Origin of the sequence: Aminobacter niigataensis (genome assembly GCF_014200015.1) — a bacterium.
In the GTDB taxonomy this organism is placed as follows: Bacteria; Pseudomonadota; Alphaproteobacteria; order Rhizobiales; family Rhizobiaceae; genus Aminobacter; species Aminobacter niigataensis.
Genome location: NZ_JACHOT010000005.1, coordinates 252,979 through 278,860 on the forward strand (window position 1 = coordinate 252,979; position 25,882 = coordinate 278,860).

The 25,882-nt window shown below is 63.8% G+C and carries 30 protein-coding genes; 13 read left to right on the top strand and 17 right to left on the bottom strand.

The annotated features are described in order from the left end of the window. The first annotated feature begins 49 nt into the window (after positions 1–49). Positions 50–208 carry a hypothetical protein gene (locus tag GGQ99_RS18570; RefSeq protein WP_183263662.1) on the top strand — a complete coding sequence of 53 codons (159 nt, stop codon included), beginning with the start codon at positions 50–52 and terminating at the stop codon, positions 206–208. 25 nt (positions 209–233) lie between these two features. On the opposite strand, the gene GGQ99_RS18575 is transcribed toward GGQ99_RS18570, so the two are convergent. The 4 genes from GGQ99_RS18575 to GGQ99_RS18590 form a co-directional block, all read right to left on the bottom strand. Continuing rightward, on the bottom strand, positions 234–617 hold the full coding sequence (locus GGQ99_RS18575) for an endonuclease domain-containing protein (protein ID WP_183263663.1): 384 nt from the start codon (positions 615–617) through the stop codon (positions 234–236). 73 nt (positions 618–690) lie between these two features. Then, the gene (locus tag GGQ99_RS18580) at positions 691–1,635 is read right to left on the bottom strand and encodes a glycine--tRNA ligase subunit alpha (protein WP_108608984.1); all 945 of its coding nucleotides are present in this window, start codon (positions 1,633–1,635) and stop codon (positions 691–693) included. Between the two features lie 115 nt (positions 1,636–1,750). Continuing rightward, positions 1,751–3,754 carry a tetratricopeptide repeat protein gene (locus tag GGQ99_RS18585; protein ID WP_183263664.1) on the bottom strand — a complete coding sequence of 668 codons (2,004 nt, stop codon included), beginning with the start codon at positions 3,752–3,754 and terminating at the stop codon, positions 1,751–1,753. A 181-nt stretch (positions 3,755–3,935) separates the two neighbouring features. After that, positions 3,936–4,952: a polyprenyl synthetase family protein gene (locus GGQ99_RS18590; RefSeq protein ID WP_183263665.1), complete on the bottom strand. Its 1,017-nt coding sequence runs from the start codon at positions 4,950–4,952 to the stop codon at positions 3,936–3,938. 151 nt (positions 4,953–5,103) lie between these two features. Here GGQ99_RS18590 and GGQ99_RS18595 point away from each other — a divergent pair, with 151 nt between their 5' ends. The 6 genes from GGQ99_RS18595 (at position 5,104) to moaB (ending at position 8,770) form a co-directional block, all read left to right on the top strand. Continuing rightward, positions 5,104–5,328 carry a putative signal transducing protein gene (locus tag GGQ99_RS18595; protein ID WP_108608987.1) on the top strand — a complete coding sequence of 75 codons (225 nt, stop codon included), beginning with the start codon at positions 5,104–5,106 and terminating at the stop codon, positions 5,326–5,328. After that, a complete protein-coding gene (locus GGQ99_RS18600; protein ID WP_343061757.1) occupies positions 5,325–6,125 on the top strand; it encodes a tRNA1(Val) (adenine(37)-N6)-methyltransferase in 801 nt (266 codons plus the stop codon). Before GGQ99_RS18595 ends, GGQ99_RS18600 begins: the two co-directional genes overlap by 4 nt. A gap of 72 nt (positions 6,126–6,197) precedes the next feature. Further along, positions 6,198–7,064, top strand: a complete 867-nt coding sequence (locus GGQ99_RS18605) for a S49 family peptidase (RefSeq protein ID WP_183263666.1) — start codon at positions 6,198–6,200, stop codon at positions 7,062–7,064. An 81-nt stretch (positions 7,065–7,145) separates the two neighbouring features. Further along, the gene (locus GGQ99_RS18610; RefSeq protein WP_108608990.1) at positions 7,146–7,331 is read left to right on the top strand and encodes an NfeD family protein; all 186 of its coding nucleotides are present in this window, start codon (positions 7,146–7,148) and stop codon (positions 7,329–7,331) included. A 10-nt stretch (positions 7,332–7,341) separates the two neighbouring features. Beyond that, a complete protein-coding gene (locus GGQ99_RS18615) occupies positions 7,342–8,208 on the top strand; it encodes a 4-(cytidine 5'-diphospho)-2-C-methyl-D-erythritol kinase (RefSeq protein ID WP_108608991.1) in 867 nt (288 codons plus the stop codon). Positions 8,209–8,218: 10 nt separating this feature from the next. Beyond that, positions 8,219–8,770, top strand: coding sequence for a molybdenum cofactor biosynthesis protein B (gene moaB / locus GGQ99_RS18620; protein WP_183263667.1), 552 nt, complete (start codon positions 8,219–8,221; stop codon positions 8,768–8,770). Between the two features lie 12 nt (positions 8,771–8,782). On the opposite strand, the gene GGQ99_RS18625 is transcribed toward moaB, so the two are convergent. Next, on the bottom strand, positions 8,783–9,910 hold the full coding sequence (locus GGQ99_RS18625) for a helix-turn-helix transcriptional regulator (protein ID WP_183263668.1): 1,128 nt from the start codon (positions 9,908–9,910) through the stop codon (positions 8,783–8,785). A gap of 626 nt (positions 9,911–10,536) precedes the next feature. After that, on the bottom strand, positions 10,537–11,061 hold the full coding sequence (locus tag GGQ99_RS18630) for a glycosyltransferase family protein (protein ID WP_183263669.1): 525 nt from the start codon (positions 11,059–11,061) through the stop codon (positions 10,537–10,539). Between the two features lie 147 nt (positions 11,062–11,208). Between GGQ99_RS18630 and GGQ99_RS18635 the strand changes: the two genes are divergently transcribed. Then, positions 11,209–12,363, top strand: a complete 1,155-nt coding sequence (locus GGQ99_RS18635; RefSeq protein ID WP_183263670.1) for a PA0069 family radical SAM protein — start codon at positions 11,209–11,211, stop codon at positions 12,361–12,363. A gap of 146 nt (positions 12,364–12,509) precedes the next feature. After that, positions 12,510–13,160, top strand: coding sequence for a ribonuclease HII (locus tag GGQ99_RS18640; RefSeq protein WP_183263671.1), 651 nt, complete (start codon positions 12,510–12,512; stop codon positions 13,158–13,160). A gap of 105 nt (positions 13,161–13,265) precedes the next feature. Here the strand turns inward: GGQ99_RS18640 and GGQ99_RS18645 are convergent, their stop codons facing one another. The 8 genes from GGQ99_RS18645 to GGQ99_RS18680 form a co-directional block, all read right to left on the bottom strand. Next, a complete protein-coding gene (locus GGQ99_RS18645) occupies positions 13,266–13,745 on the bottom strand; it encodes a F0F1 ATP synthase subunit B (protein ID WP_055978225.1) in 480 nt (159 codons plus the stop codon). 10 nt (positions 13,746–13,755) lie between these two features. Continuing rightward, positions 13,756–14,355 (bottom strand): F0F1 ATP synthase subunit B, encoded by a 600-nt coding sequence (locus GGQ99_RS18650; protein WP_108608996.1) that lies wholly within the window; start codon positions 14,353–14,355, stop codon positions 13,756–13,758. 60 nt (positions 14,356–14,415) lie between these two features. Next, complete coding sequence (locus GGQ99_RS18655; RefSeq protein WP_055978221.1) at positions 14,416–14,640, bottom strand: F0F1 ATP synthase subunit C; 225 nt, start codon at positions 14,638–14,640, stop codon at positions 14,416–14,418. Between the two features lie 72 nt (positions 14,641–14,712). Then, positions 14,713–15,462 (bottom strand): F0F1 ATP synthase subunit A, encoded by a 750-nt coding sequence (locus GGQ99_RS18660; RefSeq protein WP_108608997.1) that lies wholly within the window; start codon positions 15,460–15,462, stop codon positions 14,713–14,715. A 39-nt stretch (positions 15,463–15,501) separates the two neighbouring features. After that, on the bottom strand, positions 15,502–15,912 hold the full coding sequence (locus GGQ99_RS18665) for an AtpZ/AtpI family protein (RefSeq protein ID WP_183263672.1): 411 nt from the start codon (positions 15,910–15,912) through the stop codon (positions 15,502–15,504). A 240-nt stretch (positions 15,913–16,152) separates the two neighbouring features. Next, a complete protein-coding gene (locus tag GGQ99_RS18670; protein ID WP_183263673.1) occupies positions 16,153–17,337 on the bottom strand; it encodes a cell wall hydrolase in 1,185 nt (394 codons plus the stop codon). Positions 17,338–17,464: 127 nt separating this feature from the next. Continuing rightward, positions 17,465–18,901, bottom strand: a complete 1,437-nt coding sequence (gene der / locus GGQ99_RS18675; protein ID WP_108609000.1) for a ribosome biogenesis GTPase Der — start codon at positions 18,899–18,901, stop codon at positions 17,465–17,467. A gap of 10 nt (positions 18,902–18,911) precedes the next feature. Beyond that, positions 18,912–19,577: a tetratricopeptide repeat protein gene (locus GGQ99_RS18680; RefSeq protein WP_183263674.1), complete on the bottom strand. Its 666-nt coding sequence runs from the start codon at positions 19,575–19,577 to the stop codon at positions 18,912–18,914. A gap of 1,055 nt (positions 19,578–20,632) precedes the next feature. On the opposite strand from GGQ99_RS18680, the gene GGQ99_RS18685 reads away from it, so the two are divergent. Beyond that, the gene (locus GGQ99_RS18685) at positions 20,633–21,628 is read left to right on the top strand and encodes a polysaccharide deacetylase family protein (RefSeq protein ID WP_183263675.1); all 996 of its coding nucleotides are present in this window, start codon (positions 20,633–20,635) and stop codon (positions 21,626–21,628) included. Positions 21,629–21,821: 193 nt separating this feature from the next. On the opposite strand, the gene sbmA is transcribed toward GGQ99_RS18685, so the two are convergent. Then, a complete protein-coding gene (gene sbmA / locus GGQ99_RS18690; RefSeq protein ID WP_108609003.1) occupies positions 21,822–23,099 on the bottom strand; it encodes a peptide antibiotic transporter SbmA in 1,278 nt (425 codons plus the stop codon). Positions 23,100–23,271: 172 nt separating this feature from the next. Here sbmA and GGQ99_RS18695 point away from each other — a divergent pair, with 172 nt between their 5' ends. Next, positions 23,272–23,676, top strand: coding sequence for an MAPEG family protein (locus tag GGQ99_RS18695; RefSeq protein WP_183263676.1), 405 nt, complete (start codon positions 23,272–23,274; stop codon positions 23,674–23,676). Here the strand turns inward: GGQ99_RS18695 and GGQ99_RS18700 are convergent. Continuing rightward, positions 23,673–23,876, bottom strand: a complete 204-nt coding sequence (locus GGQ99_RS18700; protein WP_108609005.1) for a hypothetical protein — start codon at positions 23,874–23,876, stop codon at positions 23,673–23,675. The two genes, GGQ99_RS18695 and GGQ99_RS18700, sit on opposite strands and share 4 nt — an antisense overlap. Positions 23,877–23,966: 90 nt before the next feature. On the opposite strand from GGQ99_RS18700, the gene GGQ99_RS18705 reads away from it, so the two are divergent. Beyond that, positions 23,967–24,902, top strand: coding sequence for a LysR substrate-binding domain-containing protein (locus GGQ99_RS18705; RefSeq protein ID WP_108609006.1), 936 nt, complete (start codon positions 23,967–23,969; stop codon positions 24,900–24,902). On the opposite strand, the gene GGQ99_RS18710 is transcribed toward GGQ99_RS18705, so the two are convergent. Continuing rightward, a complete protein-coding gene (locus GGQ99_RS18710) occupies positions 24,878–25,228 on the bottom strand; it encodes an ArsC family reductase (protein ID WP_210307940.1) in 351 nt (116 codons plus the stop codon). The genes GGQ99_RS18705 and GGQ99_RS18710 overlap by 25 nt on opposite strands. Positions 25,229–25,421: 193 nt before the next feature. On the opposite strand from GGQ99_RS18710, the gene GGQ99_RS18715 reads away from it, so the two are divergent. Next, positions 25,422–25,865: a MarR family winged helix-turn-helix transcriptional regulator gene (locus tag GGQ99_RS18715; protein WP_183263677.1), complete on the top strand. Its 444-nt coding sequence runs from the start codon at positions 25,422–25,424 to the stop codon at positions 25,863–25,865. The last annotated feature ends 17 nt before the right edge of the window (positions 25,866–25,882 follow it).

Consider the following 25,882-nt stretch of genomic DNA (forward strand, 5'->3'; position numbering starts at 1 on the left):
TGCGCTGGAGCGACCCACGCTCAGACAGACACCTATTGGCCGAACGACAATGAAAACAGCCTCCGCCCTGCTCCAGATCCTCAGCCTCAGCGCCCTGCTCGCCATGCATGTGGCGGCACCGACCGAATTCAGGATGCCGGGCGTGCGCAAGGCGCTGCAGACGATGGAGAGCTTTACCCTCCCCTCGATGGGGAGGGTCGACGCGTAGCGTCGGGGTTGGGGTGTCTTTCCAGTCAGGGAGCGTCGATAGCCAAGTCTCTGCGACGCTCGTCGACGACCGCAAAGATGGTGTCCAGAACTGCTTCCAGTTCCTGTTTCACTTCGTGATTCCAAAAGCGAATGACCCGATATCCTTGGCTCTGTAGCCATAGGGTCCGCGTCTGATCATGCCGTCTTTGATCATCAAAACCATGATGAGCGCCGTCGATCTCAATGATCAACTTCAGCCGATGCGAGATGAAGTCAGGGAAATAGATGCCTAAGGAAGCTTGCCTGCGGAAATGTGTTCCTTCAACGGGAATCCGCCAAATATGCTTCCATAAAATTCGCTCCTCGTCGGTCATTGCCGAGCGAAGGCGGCGCGCTGACTCCAGTCGGAAACGATCGAGTTTGGGCATCGAGCCCTCCTCCTCATCACCCCCACCCGCCGCTTCGCGGCGACCTCCCCCATCAAGGGGGAGGTAAAACCTATCACGCCGCCAGGCCACCCGCTTCCGTCAGCAGGAAGGCCTCGCCGCACGCCTTGGACAGGTTGCGGACGCGCAGGATGTAGCTCTGGCGCTCGGTGACCGAGATCACGCCGCGCGCGTCGAGCAGGTTGAAGACGTGGCTCGCCTTGATGCACTGGTCGTAGGCCGGGAACACCATCTTGTGCTGGGCTAGATTGCCGCCTTCGGCGGGTGCGCCTGCAGCCAGCAGCGCCTTGCACTCGGCCTCGGCATCTTCGAAATGCCTGAGGAGCATCGCCGTGTTGGCGTGCTCGAAATTGTGCCGGGAATATTCCTGCTCGGCCTGCAGGAAGACCTCGCCATAGGTGACCTTCTCGTCGCCCTCGAGGCCGTTGAAATTGAGGTCGTAGACGTTGTCGACGCCCTGCACATACATCGCCAGGCGCTCGAGGCCATAGGTCAGCTCGCCGGCCACGGGCGCGCATTCGATGCCGCAGACCTGCTGGAAGTAGGTGAACTGCGACACTTCCATGCCGTCGCACCAGCACTCCCAGCCAAGGCCCCAGGCGCCCAGCGTCGGGCTTTCCCAATCGTCCTCGACGAAGCGGATGTCATGCACCAGCGGGTCGATGCCGATCGCCTTCAACGAGCCGAGATAGAGTTCCTGCAGGTTGGACGGGTTCGGCTTCAGGATCACCTGATACTGGTAGTAATGCTGCAGCCGGTTGGGGTTCTCGCCATAGCGGCCGTCCTTGGGACGGCGCGACGGCTGCACGTAAGCCGCGTTCCAGCGCCGGGGACCGAGCGCACGCAAGGTCGTCGCCGGATGGAAGGTACCGGCGCCCACTTCCATGTCGTATGGCTGCAGGATGATGCAGCCCTGCGCGGCCCAGAAATTGTGCAGCGTCAGGATCAGCCCCTGGAACGAGCGGCTGGGGTGCATGTGGGCAGGCATGGTGTTGGTCACGGGCAACGCTCGATCATTGGCGCCCCGCAGCAAAACGGGGCCAGAGAGGCCCCGTCCTATTCCGCCCGAAGATATGGGTCAAGCAGCGGCACTCAGCCGCCGCCTTCGCTGCCGGTCAATTGCCCGGCAGACGCAGTTCCTGACCGGGCGCCAGCCGGGCCGGATCGCCGCGCAGTTCGGGATTGAGATCGAGCAGTTCGCGATAGCGGTCGCCGTTGCCCAGCACCTCGTTGGCGATCGACCACAGCGACTGGCCGCGCTGCACCTTGTAGGCGGCGGGAATGGCCTCGATCACAGGCTCTGGCGCCGGCGTTTCAAGCTCGCTCTTCTTCTGGCTGTCCGTCGCCGGGGCTGCCGGCTTGACCAATGGTGGCTTTGCCGGGGCTTCGAGTGCCGTGGGCTTTTCCGGCAGCGGCGGCATGCCTTTCGCCAGTTTCTGTTCGACGTCGGCCAGAACATTCGGCTCCGGCTTCATGTCGCGCGCATGGCTCCACTGGAAGGTTGCTTCGAGCCTGCGCCCGGCGCGCCAGTAGGCATCGCCAAGGTGGTCGTTCAAAACCGCATCGTCGGGCTTGAGCGAAACGGCGCGCTCCAGTTCGCGCACGGCATCGTCGAAGCGGCCAAGACGATAATAGGCCCAGCCGAGCGAATCGATGATGTAGCCGTCGCTCGGGCGCAGATCGGCGGCCTGCTTGATCATCCCGAGGCCTTCCTCGAGATTGATGTTCATGTCGACCCACGAATAGCCGAGATAATTGAGCACCTGCGGCTGGTTGGGGAACAGCTTCAGCGCCTCGCGGAAATTCGGCTCGGCCTTCGGCCATTCCTTGAGCCGCTCATAGGCGATGCCACGCTGGTAGAAGACGTTCCAGTTGGCGTTGGTCGGCGCCTTCAGCACGCCTACCGCCTTGTCGTAGGTATCGGCTGCAGCCCGATAGTTGTCGGTCGCGGCATAAACGCCGCCGAGCGCGAGATAGCCGCGCATGTCGTCGGGATTGGCGTCGACCAGCGCCTTGAGGTGCTTGATCGCCTCGTCGTGGCGCTTCAGGTCGGCAAGGTTGAGGCCGAGCTGCAGTTCCGACAGCCGCTTGAGCGGCGAACTTGCCGGCACGCGGCGATAGAGTGCGATCGCCTGCTCGCCATCCTGCTGCTGTTCGGCAATCGCCGCGAGTTGCACCAGCAGCTCGTCGCTCTCCGGCTTCAGCGCCAGCGCGTATTGCAGATAGAGCCTGACGAACGGCTCGCCGCCGCCGCGGTTGAGCGCGGTCGACAGATTGAGCAGGATTTCGGCGGCACCGTCATTCGGGCCGGAGACCAGCGGCGCAATCTTCTCGCCCTTGGTGATCTTTTCGCGCAAGGACGAGATCGGCAGTTTGCCCGGCGCAAATTCATCGGCACGGTCGAGGATCGCCAGCGCCTCGGCCTTCTTGCCGCCGCGCGCCAGGAAGCCGGCATAGGCCTCGGCGGCACGCATCCAGGTTTCGGGAGCTGCGCTGCCGGCACCAAGGTTGTCGATTGCCGCCTTGTAGATCTCGCCGGCCTTGTCCTTCTGGCCGGCAGCCTCGGCGATCAGCGCGCGATGGTAAGTCTTGAACAGGTCGTACCATTCGGGTCCCTCGAGCTTGTCGAGGAACTGCAGCCCATCACCGGCCTTGCCTTCGCCCTGCTTGGCCCAGCCGGTCATCACACCGGTGATCAGGCGGTCGAGGTCGGATTCGAGTGCCAGCTTGAGCCAGTTCTGGGCGGCTTCGTAATCCTTCTTGCGGAAGGTATCGACAGCCAGCGCCAGGCGCGAGAAGCGCTCGACGTCGGGCACCGTCTTCAGCATCTGGGCATAGGGCAGCGATTCATCGAAGCGGCCTTGCGCGATCAGCGCCAGCATCACGCTCTGCTGCAGGGCGGTATCCTCGGGATCGAAGGCCAGGGCGCGCTTGTAATAGGCAATGGCGCTGTCCAGATCGTCGTCGGCTTCGGCGGTACGTGCCGCCAGATAAGCTCCGGAAAACGAGCTGATCTCAACCGGCTCGGTGAGCTGTTTGGCATATCCGGGCTGGGTCAGGGCGGTAAAACCCGCCAGAGCCGCAAGGCCCAACAGCCAGATCGCGCGTCGCTGCCGCATGAAAGTCCTTCCTAGTGAGGTCCCACGGTCGTCATGACACCCGGAAGCCGGGTCGCAACCGCTTGTCTGCGCCAAGCATGGCCTTTTTGGGGTCGCGCATCAATCCGCACCTGCTTCACAATCCGACAACCGGCTCAAGGTTTTCACGAGTCCGGCGCCGGGCGCAAGGCCGTCTGCGGCCTCAGACGACGCGGCTTATGCAGAAATCGATGACGTCGAGCAGTGCCGCCTTCTGCGGCGTCTGCTCGAGCGGAGCCAGCGCGTCGCGGGCAATCTCGCCGAAATGGCTGGCGCGTCCGATCGTGTCGGCGATTGCCCCGTGCCGCACCATCAGGCCGACGGCCTTCTCCAGCGCCGCGTCGTCGGTGGCGCCGTCCTCGATCGCGCTCTTCCAGAAAGCACGTTCGGCAGCGGTGCCCCGGCGATAGCTCAGGATGACCGGCAACGTGACCTTGCCCTCGCGGAAGTCGTCGCCGACATTCTTGCCGAGGTCCTTGCTCGAACCGCCATAATCCAGCGCATCGTCGATGAGCTGGAAGGCAAGGCCAAGATTCATGCCATAGGAGCGCAGTGCCGCCTTGTCGTTTTTCGAGGCGCCGGCGATGACCGGGCCGACTTCGGCGGCCGCAGAAAACAGCGCCGCGGTCTTTGCCTTGATGACGGCGAAATGCTCGTCCTCGGTGGTTTCGAGGTTCTTGGCCGCGGCAAGCTGCATGACCTCGCCCTCGGCGATGATCGATGCGGCCGAGGACAGGATGTCGAGTGCCTCGAGCGAACCGACCTCGACCATCATGCGGAACGCCTGGCCGAGCAGGAAGTCGCCGACGAGCACGCTCGCCTGGTTGCCCCAGATGGTACGCGCAGTCTTCTTGCCGCGACGCAGGTCGCTCTCGTCGACGACGTCGTCATGCAGCAGCGTTGCAGTGTGCATGAACTCGACCGACGTGGCGAGCCTGACGTGATTTTCGCCGGAATAGCCGAACATCTGGGCGGCGGCCAAGGTCAGCATCGGCCTCAGGCGCTTGCCGCCGGAAGAGATGAGATGGTTGGCGACTTCCGGGATCATCTCGACATCGGAGCCGGCCTTGGAAAGGATCAGCTCGTTGACCCTGGCCATGTCGGCCGAAGTCAGGTCGATCAAATCCTTGATCGACGCAGCGTCCCGCTTTCCCTTCTCGATGTTGAGAACGACACCCAAGGCCAACACTCCCAAATTACACAGGCGCGTGGTCGCGCGCGTAGCTCTTAGGCGATTCTAAGGCGGCATGCACTCTACCCGCAAGTGGCGAATTGGCGCGGTGCAACACGCAGCGTTTACTTCGCCGCCTCAAACTGCGAATTTCTCCGACATGATCGAACTCATCCGCACCAACGACGCCGTCATCATCTCCTTCGTGGAATCGCTGCTGCGCGATGCCGGCATCGGCTGCTTCGTCGCCGACCAGAACATGAGCGTGCTCGACGGTTCTATCGGCATCCTGCCACGCCGCATCATGATCGACGAGGACGACGCCGACGAGGCGCGCCAGTTGCTGATCGACGCCGGCATCGAGAACGAAATCCGCCAGAAGTGACAGCCGAACCGTCGCCAGCCCGGGAGGTGGACCTGCCGCCGCATACGGTGGACGCCTTCCATCGCGGCGACTTCTGGCTGGTCCAGCCCAAGGACAACGGCCACCGCGCCGGCATGGATGCGTTGATGCTGGCCGCCGCCGTACCGGGCTCATTTGCCGGCCGGCTCGCCGATTTCGGCGCCGGCGCCGGTGCTGCCGGTCTTGCCGCCGCTTCGCGCTGCAAGCAGGCAGAGGTGCTGCTGGTCGAGATCACCTCCGAAATGGCAGCCTTTGCCTGTGCTACGCTTGCCCATCCCGGCAACACGCAACTGAGCGGACGCGCCTCGGTGCTCGTCGCCGACGTGGGGCTGTCGGGCAACGCACGGGCCAGGGCCGGGCTTGCAGACGGCTCGCTCGACTTCGTCATCATGAACCCGCCCTTCAATCCGCCCCACCACAGGCCGACACCGGATGCGCTGAAGCGACAGGCGCATGTCATGGAAGACGGATTGTTCGAGAACTGGATCCGGAGTGCTGCCGCCGTGGTCAAGCCGCGCGGCGGGCTGGCCATCATCGCGCGGCCGGAACAGTTGGCCCCCATCCTCACGGCCCTGGACGGTCGCTTCGGCAAGGTCGAGATCGTGCCGGTCCATCCACGCGCCGACGCCGCCGCGATACGCGTCATCGTGCGCGCCGTGCGGGCGTCGCGGGCCCCCTTGGCCCTCTGCCCGCCATTGGTGCTGCGCGACGCGGACGACAGGTTCTCGCAACGCGCCGACGATATAAGCAACGGCCGATCTTCGCTTTTCGGCGACTGAGCAACGGGAAAACATTGCGGATGTCGCAAGAATACATACATCCCGCATGACACAGACCGGAGAGACCAAGCCGTGAAGAACCTGTTCCGCCGACTGCTGCCGAGATCGATGCGTGGCGGCGAAGTCGTCATTCCCGTCATCAGGCTGCAAGGCGCGATCATGTCGGGCGGCGGCCAATTCCGACAGACACTTTCGCTGGCAACGACAGCCGGACTGATCGAAAAGGCATTTTCGATTTCCAGCGCGCCGGTCGTCGCCATCTCGATCAACTCGCCCGGCGGTTCGCCGGTGCAGTCGCGGCTGATCTACAAGCGCATCCGCGACCTTGCCGCCGAGAAGAACAAGAAGGTGCTGGTTTTCGTCGAGGACGTCGCCGCATCCGGCGGCTACATGATTGCGATTGCCGGCGACGAGATCATCGCCGATCCCTCCTCCATCGTCGGATCGATCGGCGTGGTCTCCGCTTCCTTCGGCTTCACCGACCTGATCAAGAAGATCGGCGTCGAGCGGCGCGTCTATACGGCGGGCGAGAACAAGGCGACGCTCGATCCGTTCCAGCCGGAAAAGGCAGAGGACATCGAGCGGCTGAAGAAGCTGCAGCTCGAAGTGCACGAGACGTTCATCGACATGGTCAAGGACCGTCGCCGCGGCAAGCTCAAGGACGATCCTGACATGTTCACCGGCCTGTTCTGGTCGGGCAAGAAGGGCCTCGAACTCGGCCTCGTCGATTCCCTCGGCGACATGCGCACCGTGCTCAAGGACCGCTACGGCGCCAAGGCCGAACTCAAGCTGATCACCGCGCCGCGCGGCCTGTTCGGCCGCCGGCTCGGCCTCGGCTCATCCGTCCTAGGCTTGACGCCCGATGCTGTGGGCGCCGCCGCCTCCGGGTTGGTGGATGCGGCGGAAGAACGCGCATTGTGGAGCCGGTTCGGCCTTTGAAAAAGCCGCAACCGCGGACTATCATCGGAGAATGATCCCGGCAGGCCGGAAACGCCGGCATCCGAAGGGAGGAGAATGACGATGCCTCAGCTCATCTTTTTCGCGCTTGTCGGCGTGGTCGCCTATATCGGCTATCGCTCCTTCATCAGGGAGGCCGAGCGGGTGACGGCCAAGGTGCGGCGCAACGAGCGCCAGCGCCAGACCGGCGCTTCGGGCACGCTGGTCAAGGATCCCGAGACCGGCGAGTACCGGCTCGAGAAGGAATGACAGCCGGCTCGTGACCTTCAACAGCGTTCCGCTCGCCGAACTCGCCCCGGCCAAGATCAATCTCGCGCTGCATGTCACTGGCCGGCGCGCCGACGGCTACCACCTGCTTGAAACGCTCGTCGTGTTCGCCGAATTCGGCGACCGCATCACCGTGACGGCCTCGGGCGAAGACAGCTTCTTCGTCGCCGGTCCCTTCGCCGGTAGCGTTCCGCGCGATGCCGGCAACCTCGTGCTGCGCGCCCGCGACGCCCTGCGTGGGGCTTATCCCGCCCATGCGACCCAGCCGGTTTCGATCACGCTCGAAAAGCACCTGCCGGTCGCCTCCGGCATCGGCGGCGGTTCGAGCGATGCGGCAGCGACGTTGCGGGCGCTTACCCGCCTCTGGCGCATCCCGGCCGACGCCGCCGCACTGGCCCGCCTCGCCCTGCCGCTCGGCGCCGACCTGCCGATGTGCATCGCCGGGCACCCGCTGATCGCCCGGGGCATCGGCGAGGAGCTCGATCCCGTCAGGCACTTCCCGGCCCTGCCGATGGTGCTGGTCAATCCCGGCGTCGCGGTGGAGACGCCCAAGGTGTTCCGCGCGCTCGCCTCGCGCGACAACCCCGCCCTTGCGCCGCTCGACAGCGCCGACACGGTTCTCGACTGGCTCGGCGCGACCCGCAACGACCTGGAAGGCGCTGCGATGTCGATCGAACCGTCCATCGCCGAGGTTCTGGCGGCACTTCGCCGCTCGGGTACTGCCTTCGCCCGCATGTCGGGCTCCGGCGCGACCTGCTTCGGCATCTTCGACAGTGCCGCCGCCGCTTCGCGTGCCGCCACCGCGATCTCAAGCGAACACCCCGGCTGGTTCAGCACCGCCACCATGACACGGACCTAGGAGCCCAAGAATGGCAAGCGAACCCCGCCCCTTCGTCCCTGTCCGCATCGCGGTGCTCACCGTTTCCGACAGCCGCACGCTTGCCGATGACAAGTCGGGCCAGACGCTGGCCGACCGCATCACCGAGGCCGGCCACGTGCTCAAGGCGCGCGACATCGTCACCGACGACAAGGACAAGATCCGCGACCGCGTCACCGCCTGGTCGCTCGATCCCGAGATCGACGTGATCATCACCACCGGCGGCACCGGCTTCACCGGCCGCGACGTCACGCCCGACGCGCTGGAGCCGATCTTCGAGAAGCGCATGGACGGGTTCTCGGAGGTGTTCCACCGCATCTCCTACGACAAGATTGGCACGTCGACGATCCAGTCACGCGCGACGGGAGGCGTGCTCAACGCCACCTTCGTCTTCGTGCTGCCGGGCTCGCCCGGCGCCTGCCGCGACGCCTGGGACGGCATCCTCAAGGCACAGCTCGACTACCGCCACATGCCGTGCAATTTCGTGGAGATCATGCCCCGTCTCGACGAGCATCTCAGGCGCGGCGGCATCAAGACCGCCTGAACCTTTTCGGTATCATTGCTGCATCCATACCGGCGAAGACAGCACCTTCCTGATCAGGTCGCTTTGCCGGTGCGAGCCAGTCTTGACGAACATGCTCTTGAGATACTGGCGCGCGCTTTCATGCGTCAGGTCCAGCCGGCCCGCCGCCACCTTCAGCGTAGCTCCAGCGACCAGCAGTTCGAGCAACCTTGCTTCAGACCGTGTCAGGCCAAACATATGCTGCAGCTGCTCCGACTGCGCATCGACGAGTTGTTCGGGGTCGCTGATGAAGACCATGACCAGATCGCTCGGGGGCAAGGCAATCGACTGGCCGACCCGATTGGCCGACAAGGGACAGACGAGGAGCCGCAGCGGCTCCCCCTTGTCCCGTCGCAGGGTAAGCGCCTGGGACCGCCTGGTATCGCCGCGTGCCGCTGTCGCAATCGCCGCCTGCAGGCGTTGCGTATCGGGGTGGCGTTCGGCCACCAGCATGCCGGCGAAGATGGAGAATCCATCTCCGGCCATCGCAAGATCGCGTGCGATGCGATTGAGCGAGACAATTCTGGAATTCGCCCTGACGACAGCGACACCGAGCGGCAGCCTGTCGAGCGCCTCTTGCGCCACCAACCGGTCGAGATCGATTTCGGCGAAGCGCGTATGCAGCTTGATGACCCGCCGAAGATGCGGAACCAACTCGCGCAGGATCTCGCATTCCACCTCGCCGAACCGCGGCCTGTCGGGGCCTCGCAGCATCATGAAAAACGACGTCGACTGTTCTTCCTCGATCAGGTTGACGCCAAGGGTGTATTCGATGCCGTCCGGCGCCAGCACCTCCCGGTAAAGGCGGCTCGCATGGAAAGCTTCGTCGCTGACGATCATGCGGCAGTGCATGGGTACGAAGGGCCGCGCGACAAACGGAGCAAGACGAGGGTCCTCGCCCATCAGTTCCTCATAGCTCCTGATCCGTTCCGGGGTGATGTCGTAGCCATGGCTGATGACGAACGACAGCCGCTGGTCGACGAGGCTCAAGTGACCGATCTGCGCACTGCGGGATTCAAACAGGCCAACCGCTTCGGCGAGCGCAGCGGGCCAGCACGATGCATCGATCGCCGCCTCATAGAGACGATCCAGGAAGCCATCCAGATTCCGCTTTGCCATCATGCCTTTCGCCGCCCCCTCCGGCGAAGGCCTGCATAGTCGACCCGGCACAGGAAACCCCTGCGCCAAGGAGCGACACGCAGCATTTGTTCAATCGTCGGATGCGCCAGCCGATCCTTGCGCAAGTCCTGAAAGACCTTTTCGCTCACCGGACACGCAACCCACCGCGTCTGCAACCCGCGGCTTGCGTACCAACGCCTTGGCGCTTGCGTAACAAGCCTGCAGCAACAGACGGAAATTGCCCGATTTCTTCTCCGGCAGATTTCGAGGCGGCCTTTCTCGCATAGTATACCGCCTGGCCGCCAAGGTCAAAATTGCCAACCTTCCAAACTGCGAAGACATGGTGGCACACCTTGAAATCAAGATTGGCTTATTTTTCGCATTCTCGTTTGAAACCGATAGGTCACTGCCAATCTTCAATACGCACAATGAAAGCAACCGACGCACAGCCTCCACAGCGCCTGCTGTGCCTCACCGCCAACGTCACTGAAAAACATGAGACAGCCCACCAGTCCCAAGAACTTCGGAACGTTACCTTTTCGGGGGATCGCCTACAGTTCCCAAACGGGAGGGATGCGCGAAAAGACCTGCTGAATGGAGATACGACTCCGCAGATCAGCCGTCACGGGCTACCGGCGGGAGGAATCATTGCCCTTCTGGGCAACCACGATCTCCGCGTCGAGCGTCTTCACCGCCAGCCCGCGCGCTATGCCTTCGGCATCGGCGCCGTTGCGCGCCTGCACCGCCGCCTGCTTCCTGGTGATGATAAGCCCCTGCTCCAGCGCCCGTGGTCGTGAGGTCACACGCGCCCAGAACGGCCGGTTGCTTGACCTTGACCGCGTGAAGCGCGCGGCCATCGTCAGCCGGCCGACGTGGCGCACCGCATCTTCGGTCCAGCCTTCGGCCAAGCGGGCACCGGGCTCGATCAGCAGCAGCCAGTCGCTCCTGGCCTGCGCGATGCCGGCCTTGATGCCGCCGCTGGCCAAATAGGCGCAGCCGGCATGCTCGGCGACATAGTGCGTCTGGTCGGCCGAACCGAGGTCGCAGACGATCACCTCGCGCACCACGCCCTCTACGGCGGCGCCGACCAGCGAGGCCAGCGTGCGCGCCAGCCCCTCCTCGTCGTCTTTGGTTTCGATCAGAACGCTCAACATCCCAAGCCGCATATCCGAAAGCCGGCCGGAGCGCCAGTTTTGCAGCCAGGCCGACAAAGTTCTTGCTTTGTTCTCATTTCGGAAATAGGAATAGTTTCATGCTGGACGAATCGACGGACGGCGCCTTTCCCTTCGGGAGACAGTGAAATGGAACCCATTGCGCGTGCCGATATTGCTGCCTTCAAGGGCGGCGGAGCCGGGATGGCCAATGCCATGATCGAGGAAAGCGGCCTGCGCATCAACCACGAGCGCAGGCGCGGCCGCGGCGCCGGCGTCAATCCTTCCGGTCGCTACGAGCCGGTCAGCCGCCAGGTCTTCGACGACGGCTGGAGCACCATCGAGGAGCTGCCGCCGTTCAAGACCGAAGTGCAGGTCGAAAAGCCGCGCACCATCATCACGCGCAACGAATCGCCCGACATTTCCTTCGACCGCTCGATCAATCCCTATCGCGGCTGCGAGCATGGCTGCGTCTATTGCTTCGCCAGGCCGACGCACAGCTATATGGGTCTCTCTGCCGGGCTCGACTTCGAGTCCAAGCTGTTCGCCAAGCCCGATGCTGCGCGGCTGCTCGACCGCGAGCTGTCGAAGGACGGCTACCAGCCGCGCACGATCGCCATCGGCACCAACACCGACCCCTATCAGCCGATCGAAAAGCACTGGCGCATCATGCGCGAGGTCCTCGAAGTCCTGGAAGCGCGCAATCACCCTGTCGGCATCGTCACCAAGTCGGCGATGGTTGTCAGAGACATCGACATCCTCGGCCGCATGGCCGAGAAAGGCCTGGCCAAGGTGGCGCTTTCGATCACCACGCTCGACCGCATGCTGGCCCGCACGATGGAGCCGCGTGCGGCAACACCGACCAAGCGGCTTGAGGCGATCCGGCAACTGTCGGATGCCGGCGTTCCTGTCTCGGTCATGGTGGCACCGATCATTCCCGGACTCACCGACCAGGAGATCGAGCGCATCCTCGATTCCGCAAAGGCCGCCGGTGCGACCGGCGCCGGCTACGTCATCCTGCGCCTGCCGCTCGAGGTCAGCCCTATCTTCAAGGACTGGCTGCTGCGCCATTACCCCGACAGCTACCGCCATGTGCTGTCGCTGGTCCGCTCGATGCGCGACGGCAAGGACTACGATTCCGAGTGGGGCAAGCGCATGAAGGGCAAGGGCCCCTATGCATGGCAGATCGGCCGCCGCTTCGAGATCGCCGCCCAGCGCCTGGGCCTCAACTCCGTACGGACGCCGCTCAGGACTGACCTGTTCGAAGCGGCGCCCAAGGATCAGTTGCAGCTAACGCTGCTCTGACGATTGCGCGGGCCAGCCTGGCCCGCTGCACGAGATCCCGTCCGGCCTCTCCCCGTGGCCAGTCGACGGTGCCTTCCCAGGCCGCCGCCCCAATCGGCCGGGAAGGTCTTGCGGAGAATCGGAGCCGATGCGAGCATCGCCGCACTATGGCTCGCCCGCGTTCCGATTCTCCGCCCCTCTTCGAGTTCATCGACAAACCCGACTTCGCCTTCGAAACGAAAGCGATCTCGGGAGGCCTGTGGCCATGCGCCGGCCTCGACGAGGCCGGGCGCGGACCGCTTGCCGGACCCGTGGTAGCCGCAGCCGTCGTGCTCGATCCCGATAACATCCCCGGCGGCCTCGACGATTCCAAGCGGCTGACCGCCGCCCAGCGCGAGGCATTGTTCGACGAGGTCCTGCGCAAGGCGCTGGGCGTCGCCGTGGCCTCGGTCTCGGCCGACAGCATCGACCGCAGCGACATCCGCAAGGCCAGCCTGGAGGCGATGCGCCGCGCGCTGGCGGGATTGCCTGTGACCGCCAGATCGGCCCTCGCCGACGGCCGCGACGTGCCGCCCGGCCTCGCCTGCACCTGCCGCGCTTTGGTCAAGGGCGACCAGCGCTCACAATCGATCGCCGCCGCCTCGATCGTCGCCAAGGTGACGCGCGACCGGATGATGTCGGCCTGCGGCTCGAACGACAATCGCTATGGCTTCGAAGTGCATATGGGCTATGCGACTGCCCGCCATCGGGCAGCCATCGTCGAGCATGGAGCGGCACTGCGCATCCATCGCGTATCCTTCGCACCGTTCAGGGATTAGAGCCCGAACGACTGTGCGTCTATCCTTTGAGGGACGCGCTTCCTGAAAACAAAAAAGCCGCCGGAAATTCCAGCGGCTTTCTTCAGTGCTTTCGGCGCGCTCGAATTAGTTGAGCTTGGCCTTCAGTTCCTGAACCGAACCCTTGAACAGCTCGGCATTGGTCTTCGCGTCAGCCTTGCCGGCCAGAACCTGGCGGGCCGCTTCGACCGCGAGGTCGACTGCATTGGCGCGGACTTCGTTGATCGCCTCGCGCTCCGCCTGGCCGATCTTCTGCTCGGCAAGCGCGGTCCGGCGCGCAACGTATTCCTCGGTCTTCTTGTGTGCTTCTTCAGCAAGAAGGCCTGCTTCACGCTTCGCCGATTCGACGATCTCGGAGGCTTCCTTCTCCGCTTCCTTGCGCTTGCGCTGATACTCGGCGAGCAGTTGCTGGGCTTCTTCGCGCAGCTTGCGTGCATCTTCGAGTTCGGCACGAATGCGGTCGGCGCGGTCGTCGAGCGACTTCGACAGCATGCCCGGCACCTTCAGGTACAGGACAACCCCGACAAAAATAACGAGAGCGACTGTGGCCCAGAATGTTGCGTCCATGGCCTCTCTCCTACTTGCCCGCTGCCTTGACGGCGGCGGCGATGTCGGCCTTGTCGACCTTGCCCGCGCCCAGAGCCTGGACGATCGCAGCTGCGGTGTCCTCGGCAATGGAGCCCACTTCCTTCATGGCGTTGGCCTTGATGGTAGCAATGCGGGTCTCGGCAGCGCTGAGCTTCTGGTCCAGCCCGGCTTCGACTTCCTTGCGCTTGGCTTCGGCTTCCGCCTTGGCCGCGTCGCGTGCGTCCTGGCCGATGGCGTTTGCCCTGGCCTTCGCCTCGGCAAGCTCCTGCTCGTATGCGGCAACAGCCGCATCCGCCTCGGATTTCATCCGGGCAGCCTGGTCGAGATCCCCGGCGATGCGATCGCGACGCACCTCGAGGATACCGCCGAGACGCGGCAGCACGACGTTCTTCAGGAAAAGATAGAACAGGCCGAAAGTGATCGCGAGCCACAACAGCTGCGACGGATAGGTCGACGAATCGAAAGGCGGAAACAACCCGCCGCCGCCATGCTCCGCACCCGTTTCCGTGTGCGCTGCAGTACCGGCATCGGTTTGAGCTTCCCCAGCCGCAGGCGCGACTTCCTCGGCATAACCCGGCGTGACAAACATCTCTTTCCCCTGTCATCTACCGGCCGCAACTTGCGGCCGGTCAACTCGCCTGCGCTGCTCTTATGCGAAGAGGAGCAGCAGAGCGATGAGGAGCGAGAAGATGCCCAGAGCTTCGGTCACGGCGAAGCCGAAAATCAGGCGGCCGAACTGGCCGTCGGCTGCCGACGGGTTGCGCAGGGCGCCCGACAGGTAGCTACCGAAAATGGTGCCCAGGCCGATGCCCGCGCCACCCATGCCGAGGGTCGCGATGCCTGCGCCGATTGCCTTTGCTGCGTCTACTTCCATTGTCCAACTCCTTGTGGATCGAAACTTAGTTGCGATTTCCCGACCGGCGGCGAGCCGCCGACGAACTCTTGCTCAGTGGCCCGGATGCAGGGCGTCGTTGAGATACATGCAGGTCAGAACCGCAAACACGTAGGCCTGCAGGAACGCGACCAGGACTTCCAGGCCGGTGATCGCGACCGTCATGAACAGCGGCAGGATCGAGCCGACGACGCCGACAGCGCCGAATGCGCTGAGCGAGGTGACGAACCCGGCAAAAACCTTGAGCGTGATGTGGCCGGCCAGCATGTTGGCGAACAGACGAACCGACAGGCTGATCGGACGCGACAGGAACGAGATCACTTCGATCAGCACGACCAGCGGCACCAGGATGCCCGGCACGCCCTGCGGCACGAACAGCTTCAGGAAGCCGAAACCGTGCTTCATGAAGCCGTAGACAATGACCGTACCGATGACCAGCAGCGCCAGCGCGAAGGTGACGATGAGATGGCTGGTGACGGTGAAGAAGTAGGGGAACAGGCCGATCAGGTTGGCGACGAGCACGAACATGAACAGCGAAAACACCATCGGGAAGAACCGCATGCCCTGCGAACCCGCGGCGTCTCGAAGCATGGAGGCGACGAACTCGTAGGACATCTCCGAAACCGACTGCATGCGGCTTGGCACAAGGCCACGGCTCGACGTCGTCAGGAACAGGAAGGCGCCTGCGGCGACCACGGTGGCAACCATGAAGGCAGCCGAATTGGTGAAGGAGAAGTCGAGGCCACCGATCTCGATCGGAATCAATTTCGAGATCTGAAACTGATGAATTGGATCGTTGGCCACGCTGGCCCCCCTTCGCCTAAATTGCGCCTTTCAGCGCCGCTATTTCTTTTCCGGTCCGTCCGACTGCTTGTCGGCAGACCTGACACCGGCTTCTGTAACCATTCCCGCCGAACGCAGGACATTGAGCACACCGGCGCCGAAGCCGAGCAGCAAAAACACGATCAACCCCCAGGGCGACGTGCCTGCCGTCCGATCGATGATCCAGCCAATGCCGACACCCACTGCGATCCCGGCGATGAACTCGCTGGACAGCTTGAGCGCCTGGCCGTAGCCGGTCACGCCACTCGACCCTGTACTCTTTTCCCCGTCGCGCTCGGCCTGGCGTCTTGTCGCAAGTGTTGCTTCAAGCTGTCGCCGGCGGCGCTCGAGTTCATCGTCGCGAATGTCGTTTTCGGCTCGATTTTCAGGCCGGTCGTTTCCAGTTTCGCCTGGCCCTGGTGGCTTGGCCATCGCAAACTCCCGCCCGGTCCGAGCGTATCCGTTCGTCCGCTTCAAAGTCGCCGGCAACATAGTTAGAGGGCCCCTGCCCGTCAAGCCACGGGGGCGCCCATCTAACCAAGTATTTTATATAAGAAAATCATTGGGTTGGCGAAGTGCGACATCCTGCCCGCGACTCCGTCCGGCGATCAGCGGCCGAATCCCGCAACAATCCACCTTCCGGCCCGACTCCACGAGCCCGGCACGGACACGTCAGCTCCAGCCGCCGCCATAGGTGCGATAGAAGATATGCAGGCCGATCTTGGTCATCTTCTTCATGCCGCGAGCCCAGCCCGGATTGACGTAGTTGGCGTAGTAGTGGGTCGACGAGCCGACTTCCGGGATGAATATCTTGCCGGCGGTGACGGCCATGGCGACATCCTGGGCGGTCTTGTAGTGCGATGGGCTGGCGACGCGGTCCTTGATGCCGTCGCAGGCGAACGAGAACTGGCAGCGATTGAACCAGCCGTCGTTCTGATAGACGACGCCGCAGATGCTGCCGGGATAGGCAGGGTTGCGCACGCGGTTGAGGATGACCTGGGCGACTGCCGCCTGGCCGCGCACCGATTCGCCGCGCGCCTCGAAGTAGATGCCGTTGGCGAGGCAGGTCTGCTCGGCCTTGGAGAAGACGCTGGCCGGCAGCGGGTTCTGCAGCCAGCGGTGGTCGCCCTTGCCCATCGGCGGAATGAAGCGGCCGCTCGCCTCGTCCTCGTCGCGCAGCAGTGCCTCGAAAGGCGAAGCCTTGGCATAATCGGGCTCTGCCGGTGCATAGGCGGTGGCGAGGATGTCCGGTTTGTCGTTGTTGACCAGCGACGCCAGCATCGCCGGCACGCCGGAAGCCTGCCGCTTGGTTTCCTTGGCGTGGAAGGCCGCGGCGATCTCGACTTCCTTGCCCCTGATGTCGGGCTTGGCGAAGGTCATCTTGAGGCTGCTGTCGAGTGCGGGGCGAAGCAATGAGCTGGTGCGTTCGAATACCGAACCTGCGGTGAAATTCTTTGGCGGCGCAACCCGCGTGACATTGATGATGCGGCCCTTCTTGTCGACGCGGACGACGCGGTCCTCGTCGGGAAAGTCAGACGCGCCGAATTTCTTGCCGCGGAAGGAGACGGTGCCGACGCCGGCAATCTTGACGCCCGACCCGGAGATCGGGCCGGTGACGATGCCATCGACGAAGGGCATTTCGGCTGCGTGGACCGAACCGGCCGCAGCTTTCTCGACATAGGAACTCCAGCGCGTGTTCCGGCCTTCGAGGCCGGAAACGAGGCTGGTCATGTCCTGGTATGCGGCGACGGTGGGAAAGCCGAGCCAGATTCCGAGCCCGACAATGGCGGGCGCCAGGAACGAACGTCTCCCCTCGCGGGCAGCAGCAAACCGCCCCTTCACAACTCGTCGATGCACAGAAACTCTCCAGGACGCAACACACCCTACTGGAGACGAAAATGATGCATTAACCTTGATGGAGCGTTAACGGCGCAAGGGTGCGGCAATGTGCGAAGGGCCCGCGCGATGCGAGCCCCTCGATGCTTCATTTCTTCTTTTTGGCGCGCCCGGCGAACGGATTGTCCGAGGTGCGCAGCGCCATGCGGATCGGCACGCCGGGCATGTCGAAGGCTTCGCGCAGGTTGTTGACGAGATAGCGCACGTAAGACTGCGGCATCGCATCGGGGCGCGAGCATGAGACGACGAAGCCGGGCGGCCTGGTCTTTGCCTGGGTGATGTACTTGACCTTGAGCCGGCGGCCGGCGACGGCGGGCGGCGGATGATGGGCCAGAATGCCTTCGAGCCAGCGGTTGAGCTTGCCTGTCGAGATGCGGCTGTTCCAGACGCGGTGCGTCTTCATCACCGCGTCCATCAGCTTGTCGAGGCCGCGGCCCGTCTCGGCCGACATCGGCACCGCCTGCAGGCCGCGCGCCTGGGGCAACAGCCGCTCGGTCTTCTCGCGCAGTTCGGCAAGCGCTTCCTGCGGGTTGTCGATCAGGTCCCACTTGTTGAAGGCGATGACCGGCGCCCTGCCCTCGCGGATGATCAGGTCGGCGATCTGCAGGTCCTGCTTCTCGAACGGGATCGTCGCATCGAGCACGATGATGACGATTTCCGCGAAGCGGATGGCGCGCAGGCCGTCCTGGACCGACAGCTTTTCGAGCTTTTCCTGCACCCTGGCCTTACGGCGCATGCCGGCAGTATCAAACATCTTGATGCTGCGGCCACGCCAATCCCAGTCGACCGAAATCGAATCTCGGGTGATGCCGGCTTCAGGCCCGGTGAGCAGGCGCTCCTCGCCGATCAGCGCATTGATCAACGTCGACTTGCCGGCATTGGGCCGGCCGACGACGGCGATGCGCAGCGGCTTGGTCTCGTCATAGGCGTGGACATCCTCGGCGTCGGGATCGGCGATGTCCTCGCCGATCAGCACGTCGCTTTCGGCGATGTCGTCGGCATCGTCCTCGTCATCGGCGAACACGACTTCCTTGCCGAGCGCCTCGACGACGGCGTCACGCAGGTCGGGCATGCCCTGGCCGTGTTCGGCAGAAATCTGCACCGGCTCGCCGATGCCGAGTTCCCACGCCTCGAGCGCGCCGCCCTGGGCGCCGCGCGCCTCGGACTTGTTGGCAACGAGCACCACCGGCTTGCCGGAGCGGCGAACGATCTCGACGAAGGTACGGTCGTCAGGGGTCAGGCCGGCCTTGGCGTCGACCATGAAGAAGATGAGATCAGCTTCCTTGATGGCGATCTCGGTCTGCGCCCGCATGCGGCCCTGCAGGGTCGCAGCACCGGCATCCTCGAAACCAGCGGTGTCGATGACGTCGAAGACGAGGTCGTAGAGCTTGGCCGCATGGACGCGGCGGTCGCGCGTCACGCCGGGCGTGTCGTCGACAAGGGCGATCTTCTTTCCAACCAGCCGGTTGAAAAGAGTGGATTTGCCGACGTTGGGCCGGCCGATTATCGCAATCTTGAAAGCCATCGGGCCCGCATCACGACGCGTTGCCGGAACCGCGGATCAGTTCGGCCAGGAGGTTGGAGCGCTGACGCGCATTGCGCGGTGCGCCTTCATCGGAAGCGATCTGCTCGAACAGCTTGAGCGCGTCAGCGAGCTTGCCTTCCTTCCAGGCGGAGAGGCCGAGGGCCTCGCGGGCGGAATGGCGCAGCGGATTGGTGTCGTTGGTCAGCGCCTCGACGCGGCCCGACACGTCGGCGTAGGAGCCGTGGTCGACGAGCAGCATGGCGGCGCGCAGGCGAGCGATGTCGCGGATGACGTTCGGGATGGAGCTGTCGGCGGCCACTTCGTCGAAGCCGGCGATGGCAGCCTTGAAGTCGCCCTTGTCGGCCTGGACGGTGGCGGCACGCATGCTGGCCAGAAGCGGATAGGCGCCGTAGCCATCCTTCTCCAGCGCGTCAAAGGCGGCGAGCGCCTCGTCGGCCTTGCCGGTATTGGCGAGCGACAGCGCCTGCGAGAACTGGTCGCCGGAACGGTTGGCCTTGGTCTCGACCCAATATTCCCAGGCGACGAACAGGCCCGTGCCGATGACGACCAGGATGGCAAGGACAATGGCCAGGGGGCCATAGCGGTCCCACAGGGCCCTCGCCTGCTCCTGGCGAATTTCCTCGTTTACCTCCCGAAAGAAACTGTCGTCCGACATGCTATCCAACCACCTTTGCCCCCTCGGGGCCGTTTGAGCCTGCGTTTTAACGGAATTTCGCCGCCATGGAAGGGGGCGGGGTGGAAATTCGGTGGGCAGGGAGTTTCGCGGTCCGTTTGAGCACCTTCCCTTCTTCCCTTGTGGGAGAAGGTGGATTGGCGCGCAGCGCCAAGACGCCACGCCCCGTTGCCGGTCTGGCCATTGTCATCCTTCGACAAGCTCAGGATGAGGTAGTTCGGGAAGCGGGGCGCGAGGCCGTGCCTTCCGATAACTAGTATGTGGCGCGACGTTCGCGCCCCGCCCGGTGTTCTTGCCCCGCTCAGTCGCCTCGGCTTTCACCGCCAGCCGCCGCAAGGCCCGGACTTGGGGGCTCATCACCCAGCAAGAGATCCGACCTCCTGCCAGCCCGGCACCGGCGCTTCCCCCCGCTGCCCGGTGCGCACCGGGGTCCCGTGGAAGATCGCGAGGATGAGGATACGGGAGGCTTGGGAGGGTGTGGAGAAACGGGGGCGGCTATCCACGCGGGTTGCTGACAGATGGTGACAGCCGGCACGGTTGCTTCGACAGCATTGGACCGCCGCGGCAGTTGCCACTTCACGGCATGGATCCCCGGGGTCTCCGCACGTCGCTTCGCTCCTGCTCCGCCCGAGGATGACGAAGGCACTGGTGGCTTTCGGCTAGCCTCCAAGGTTGGCACTTGGCAGGAAATGCCAGCCTGTGCGAGCAGAATGGGGCTGGTGCCAACCGCTGAAGTAGATGATTAGCCACGACCCCAACGCCTTCGTCATCCTCGGGCGGAGCAGGAGCGAAGCGACGTGCGGAGACCCGGGGATCCATGCCGTGACATCGAAGACTACCCCCACGATCCAGAATTTTGGACGTAGCGCCCAACAAAAATCACCGGCCGTGGAGAAGCAATCCACGTCGGGCATGCCCACCCGCTGCGCTGAATTTCCGGCGCTGCATGCCGCATTCCGCCGTGAACGCATCCGTGCCACATTTCGGCCTTACCCGCCTGAAGTCGCCAAGCCCCCGAAATTGCATCGAAGTTCGAAATGACCAAAGCGTTCCGCCTCTGTGCCCTGTTGTCCGCGTCGCTGGTGGCGCTGCCGGCGGTCGCCGGCCCTGCCCCCAAGGTCGATGAGGTCAAGGCGCCGCAAGTGGTGCTGATCTCGTTCGACGGCGCCCACGATGTCGCCCAGTGGCAGCGCAGCCGCAACCTCGCTGCGCGCACGGGTGCGCGCTTCACCTACTTCCTGTCCTGCGTCTTCCTGCTGTCGCGCGAAACGCGCGGCGAATACCAGGCACCGGGCAAATCGGCCGGCAGGTCGAATGTCGGTTTTGCCATGAACAAGCAAGAGGTGGCCGACAGGCTTGGCCAGATCAATCTAGCTGCCGCCGAGGGCAACGAAATAGCCAGCCACGCCTGCGGTCATTTCGACGGCGGCAAGTGGAGCAAGGCCGAGTGGACCAAGGAGTTCGACGCGTTCTCGACCATCATGCGCGACACCTACAAGATCAACGGCATATCGCCCGAGCCGGCGGGCTGGGCGCAAATCACCGCCTCGGTGAAAGGCTTCCGGGCTCCGTACCTCTCCGACAGCAAGGGGCTGACGGCCGCGCTGCGCGACAAGGGCTTTGCCTACAACGCCAGCGGCGTGTCGCGCGGACCGGACGAACCCAAACTCGACGGCAGCATGATGGAATTTGCCCTGCCGCTGATACCCGAGGGCCCGTCGGAGCGGCGCATCATCGCGATGGACTACAATCTGTTCGTCCGACATTCCGGCGGCGTCGACAAGCCTGACGAGGCGGCGAAATACGAAAGCCGCGCCTATGGCGCCTTCCGGCAGGCCTTCGACACGCAATATGCAGGCGGCCGGATTCCACTGCAGATCGGCTTCCACTTCACGCTGATGAACGACGGCGCTTATTGGCGCGCGCTGGAGCGCTTCGCCGGAGAGGTGTGCGTGAAGGCCGACGTGGAATGCATCAGCTATGCCGACTATGTGGCGCGGCGCAACGAGGCACCGGTGCAGACCGGCGGGTGAGCCGGCGACTGGTTTTTTCAAGCGGGACGTTGACGCCCCCTCCCCCTTGTGGGGAGGGATAGAGGGTGGGGTGCGTGCCTGGCTTTAAGCCGACGGTGGACCTCAAGCAGGGTGCGGCGGCGTGTGTGATTTACCCCCACCCCTTACCCCTCCCCACAAGGGGGAGGGAGTCGTCGGCGTTGGAGCTAGGCAATCACGCCACCGGTTGATCTTCCGGCTTCAAGCCGGCCTTTTCACGTTCGAGATAACGCTGGTCGATGTCGGGTAGCGCGTCGCCCGACAGCGTCGCCTCGAAGGCACGCAGGCGCTTGTAGATCGAGATCAGTTCAACAATCGTCGGCCAGGCGCTGACAAGGTACTGGAATGAAGAACTGACCTGACTAAAGGCCGTCGATATCTGCTGCCAGATTCCAAGCGTTATCTTGCCCGCAGCGATAGTTGGGATGAGAATGAGACTGGAAAAAATGGCATCCGCCTGAAGGTAACCGGAGCGAATGACGTTGAAATAGGCGTAGTGGAAATAGAGGTTGAAATAATTGCGCCGAACATTCGCGAACAATTCGGCCACGGTTGGCGGCTGGGCGCGATCCGCATGATCCTCGCCATAAACCAGTTCCTTGCGATAGGCGGCCTCAACTCTCTGGTTCTTGAACTCGAGACCCGGCAGCTTGATGCCAAAGACCATCAGCAGGATGGTGCCAAAGAGCGACCAGAAGATCGCGGCGAAGACAAGCGAATAAGGTATCTGGCCAACGACAGGCAGCGCCGTGATGTGCGTGGACAGTTGGGCCAGTAGTGGCAAGAAGGCAATCAGCGTCATTGCAGAATCGACGAAGGCAACACCCAAGCCCTCAAGCGTCGTCGAGAAGCGCATCGTATCTTCCTGAACACGCTGGGAAGCGCCCTCGATATGGCGCAGCTTAGGCCAGTTGGCCATGTAGTAGTCGTTCATCGCCGTACGCCACCGGAAGATGTAGTGACTGACGAAAAAGCGTGTCACCACGAACAGGGAAACCGAGAAGAGGGCGATTCCGGCAAAGACCCAGATGAGGTCGTAAAGTTCGCCTGGCGTTACTGACCCGGCGGTCGATATGGCCTTCTGGAAAAGGTCGAAAAACGGTCCCCGCCATGTATTCAGCGCAACATAGAGCTGAACCGAGGTGTAGGTGGAAAAAAGGATCGCCGACGATCCCAGGATCGACCAGCGCTGCCAGGGGTGCGGCGAGTACCAAGCCCAAAACGCGTAGAAGACCGCAACCAAAAACCCAAAATAAATGTAGAACCAAAGGAACGGGGCTGACCAGAAAATCCGGATCCCGAGTATCGGTGGAACACCGGCCGGCGCAGGCGGCAGGCCGAAGATGGCCCCTAATTGTTCACCCCCGAAGAACCAGAACAGCACCGCTGCAAGGCTCCAGACGGCGGCCGAGGTGAAAAACAGCTTCGGCTGCGGGAAGAAGGATACGAACACGGTTCCGGGTTCCTTTCGGAGACGGTGGCATTGCCAGTTGGCCGCATGAAGTCACACTTCGCGACACAAGGGAATCCCCGGCGGCGGCCGGTTGTTGCAATGCGCGCCGGATCGTGGCGATTTTCCGCACCGGAATATTACAGTTTGGTCATTTACACAGTCCCGGGACGACATGAACCAGTCAGCATATGCGGCAGCAGGGCTCTACGCCGCGCTCAACGGCCTGATCCTGCTGTGGCTGACGATGGCGACGGCGCTGGTCAGGCGCAAGCACATGGTGCTGATCGGCGACGGCGGGGTGGCGCGCCTGCACCGGACGATGCGCGGCCATGCCAATGCCATCGAGAACATTCCTATCATGCTGGTCTTGCTGGGTTTTGCCGCAGCACTCGGCGCGCCGGCGGTGGCGATCCATGTGCTGGGCTGCGCCTTCACCTTCGGCCGCGCGGTCCATGCCTGGCATTTCACCCATGAGCGGGCGGCGCAATGGCAGCGCGCGACAGGCTTTGGCCTGAGCGTGCTGACGATCACTGTTGCGGCACTCGGCGTGCTCGGCCACGCCCTCGCATTGCTCTAGGCGCGGCACTCGCCCGGCACCGGCAGGGCCGGCCTGAAGCCGCGGCCAAGCGGCAAGTCGCCGAGCTCGCGCGCATCCATGCGCTCGATGTCGGGATGGGAAAGCGGATCGCGCAGCCAGCCGAGAAACCGCTCGGTGTCGATGCCGTGGCTGTCGCGCTGGCTCTGAAGCAGCTTGGAAATGCTTGAGAAAATCTTCATTGGACTTCTCCTAAGCGTTGATCCTTTCACGCCATTTTCGCTACAAATGCTCTGTCTTCAATCAAGAATGCCGCAGACGGAGTTTAGAAAATCTCAAGTCAGGCACTCAATCGCGTTCACCTCAACGGGCTCCGCGCGGTGGAGAGCGTGGCGCGCTGCGGCTCGCTGGTCAAGGCCGCGGAAGAACTGGGCGTCTCGGTGAGCGCGGTGAGCCAGCAGATCACGCGCACCGAACGGCAGCTCGGCCGTGCGATCTTCCGACGCGGAGGGACAGGCCTCGTGCTGACCAGCTTCGGCGCGGAGTTCACGCGCCGGCTGAGTGCCGGCTTCCAGGAATTGTCGCGCGCGGTGGCGCTGGCCGACGAGACGAGCTCGAAGATGCTGGTGGTGTCGGTGGCACCCGCCTTCGCCTCGCGCTTCCTGGTGCCGCGGCTCAACCGCTTCAACCTGCGCTTTCCCGAGCTGAAGCTGAGGATCGATGCCTCGACCGGGCTGGTCGACCTCGACCATTCCGACGTCGATCTGGCGATCCGGATGGGCGACGGCAAATGGCCCGGCGTGCGGGCGGAACTGCTGCTGGCGCAGGAAGTGTTCCCGGTCTGCGCGCCGGCGCTGGCGGCGAAGCTGCGGACGCCGGCCGATATCGCGCAGCTGCCGGTCATTTCGGACGAGAGCACGATGATCAGCTGGGAGCGCTGGTTCGAGGCGGCGGGTCTGGCGCCCTATCCGGTGCTGCCGGCGGGACCCTCCTTCACCGACCCGATCCTCGGCATCGATGCGGCGATCGCCGGCCAGGGCGTGGCGCTGGCCTGGCAGCTGCTTTCGGCTGACGCGCTGGCCGACGGGCGGCTGGTGGCGCCGTTCGGCATCACGGTGGCGAGCGGCCTCGGCTACTACCTGGTGACGTCGGCTGCCGAGCGGCCGCCGCGCAAGGTCAGGGATTTTTCAGGCTGGCTGGCCGAGGAGGTTGCCGCGACGATGGCCCGGTTCGGGACCGGACCTCAGCCGGGGAAAGCGGCGTCGTAGGCCTCGGGCTTAAAGCCAACGATGCGGCGGCCGCCGAGGTCGAGCATCGGGCGCTTGATCATCGAGGGCTGGGCCAGCATCAGGGCAATGGCCTTTTCGGCGTCGAGGCCCTGCTTGTCGGCGTCGGGCAGTTTCTTGAAGGTGGTGCCGGCACGGTTGAGCACGGTCTCCCAGCCGAACTCCTCGACCCACGCCTCCAGGCTTGGGCGGTCGATGCCCGAGGCCTTGTAGTCGTGGAAATCGTAGGCGACGCCATGGCCCTCGAGCCAGGTGCGGGCCTTCTTGATGGTGTCGCAGTTCTTGATGCCATACATTTTGATGGGCAAGGTCGGCCTCCGCGTCTTGCGGCCGGGCAGGCTGTGCCGACTCGGCCGTTTCGGTTGCGGCTAGGTTGTACATCGAGCCCGGTTTGGCAAGCGCGCGGCATCGCCTCTGCGGGGGCGGCACGTCTTGCAAAATGCCTCCGGATTAATTACATAGGAGGCTAATCATATCCATACTAATAAAAAGGGGATCGACATGAGCGACGAAGGCCTGAAAGGCGCATTTTTCGACGAACTGCTGAAGGTCAACCGAAAGCTGCGGACCATGTTCGACGCCCGGGTCAAGAAGCGCGGGCTGACGCTGGCACGCGCCCGGCTGATGATGCAGATCGCCGAATGCGAAGGCAAGACGCAAGCCGAGCTGGCGGAGCTGATGCATATCGAGCAGCCGTCGCTGGTGGGCCTCATCGACGGGCTGGAAAAGAAGGGGTTGGTGGTGCGCTGCACCACCGACGACGACCGGCGCGCCAAGCGCATTTTCCTGACGCCGAACGCACGGCGCGAAGCCGACAGCATGATCGCCTTCGTCGCCGAACTGCGCAACAGGGTGCTGGCCGGCGTCGACGATGCCGACATCGAGAGCGCTACCCGCGTGCTGAGCATCCTCAGCCGTAACATCGGCGAGGCCGCCTGCGAATAGAGTGGCCAGCGATGCAA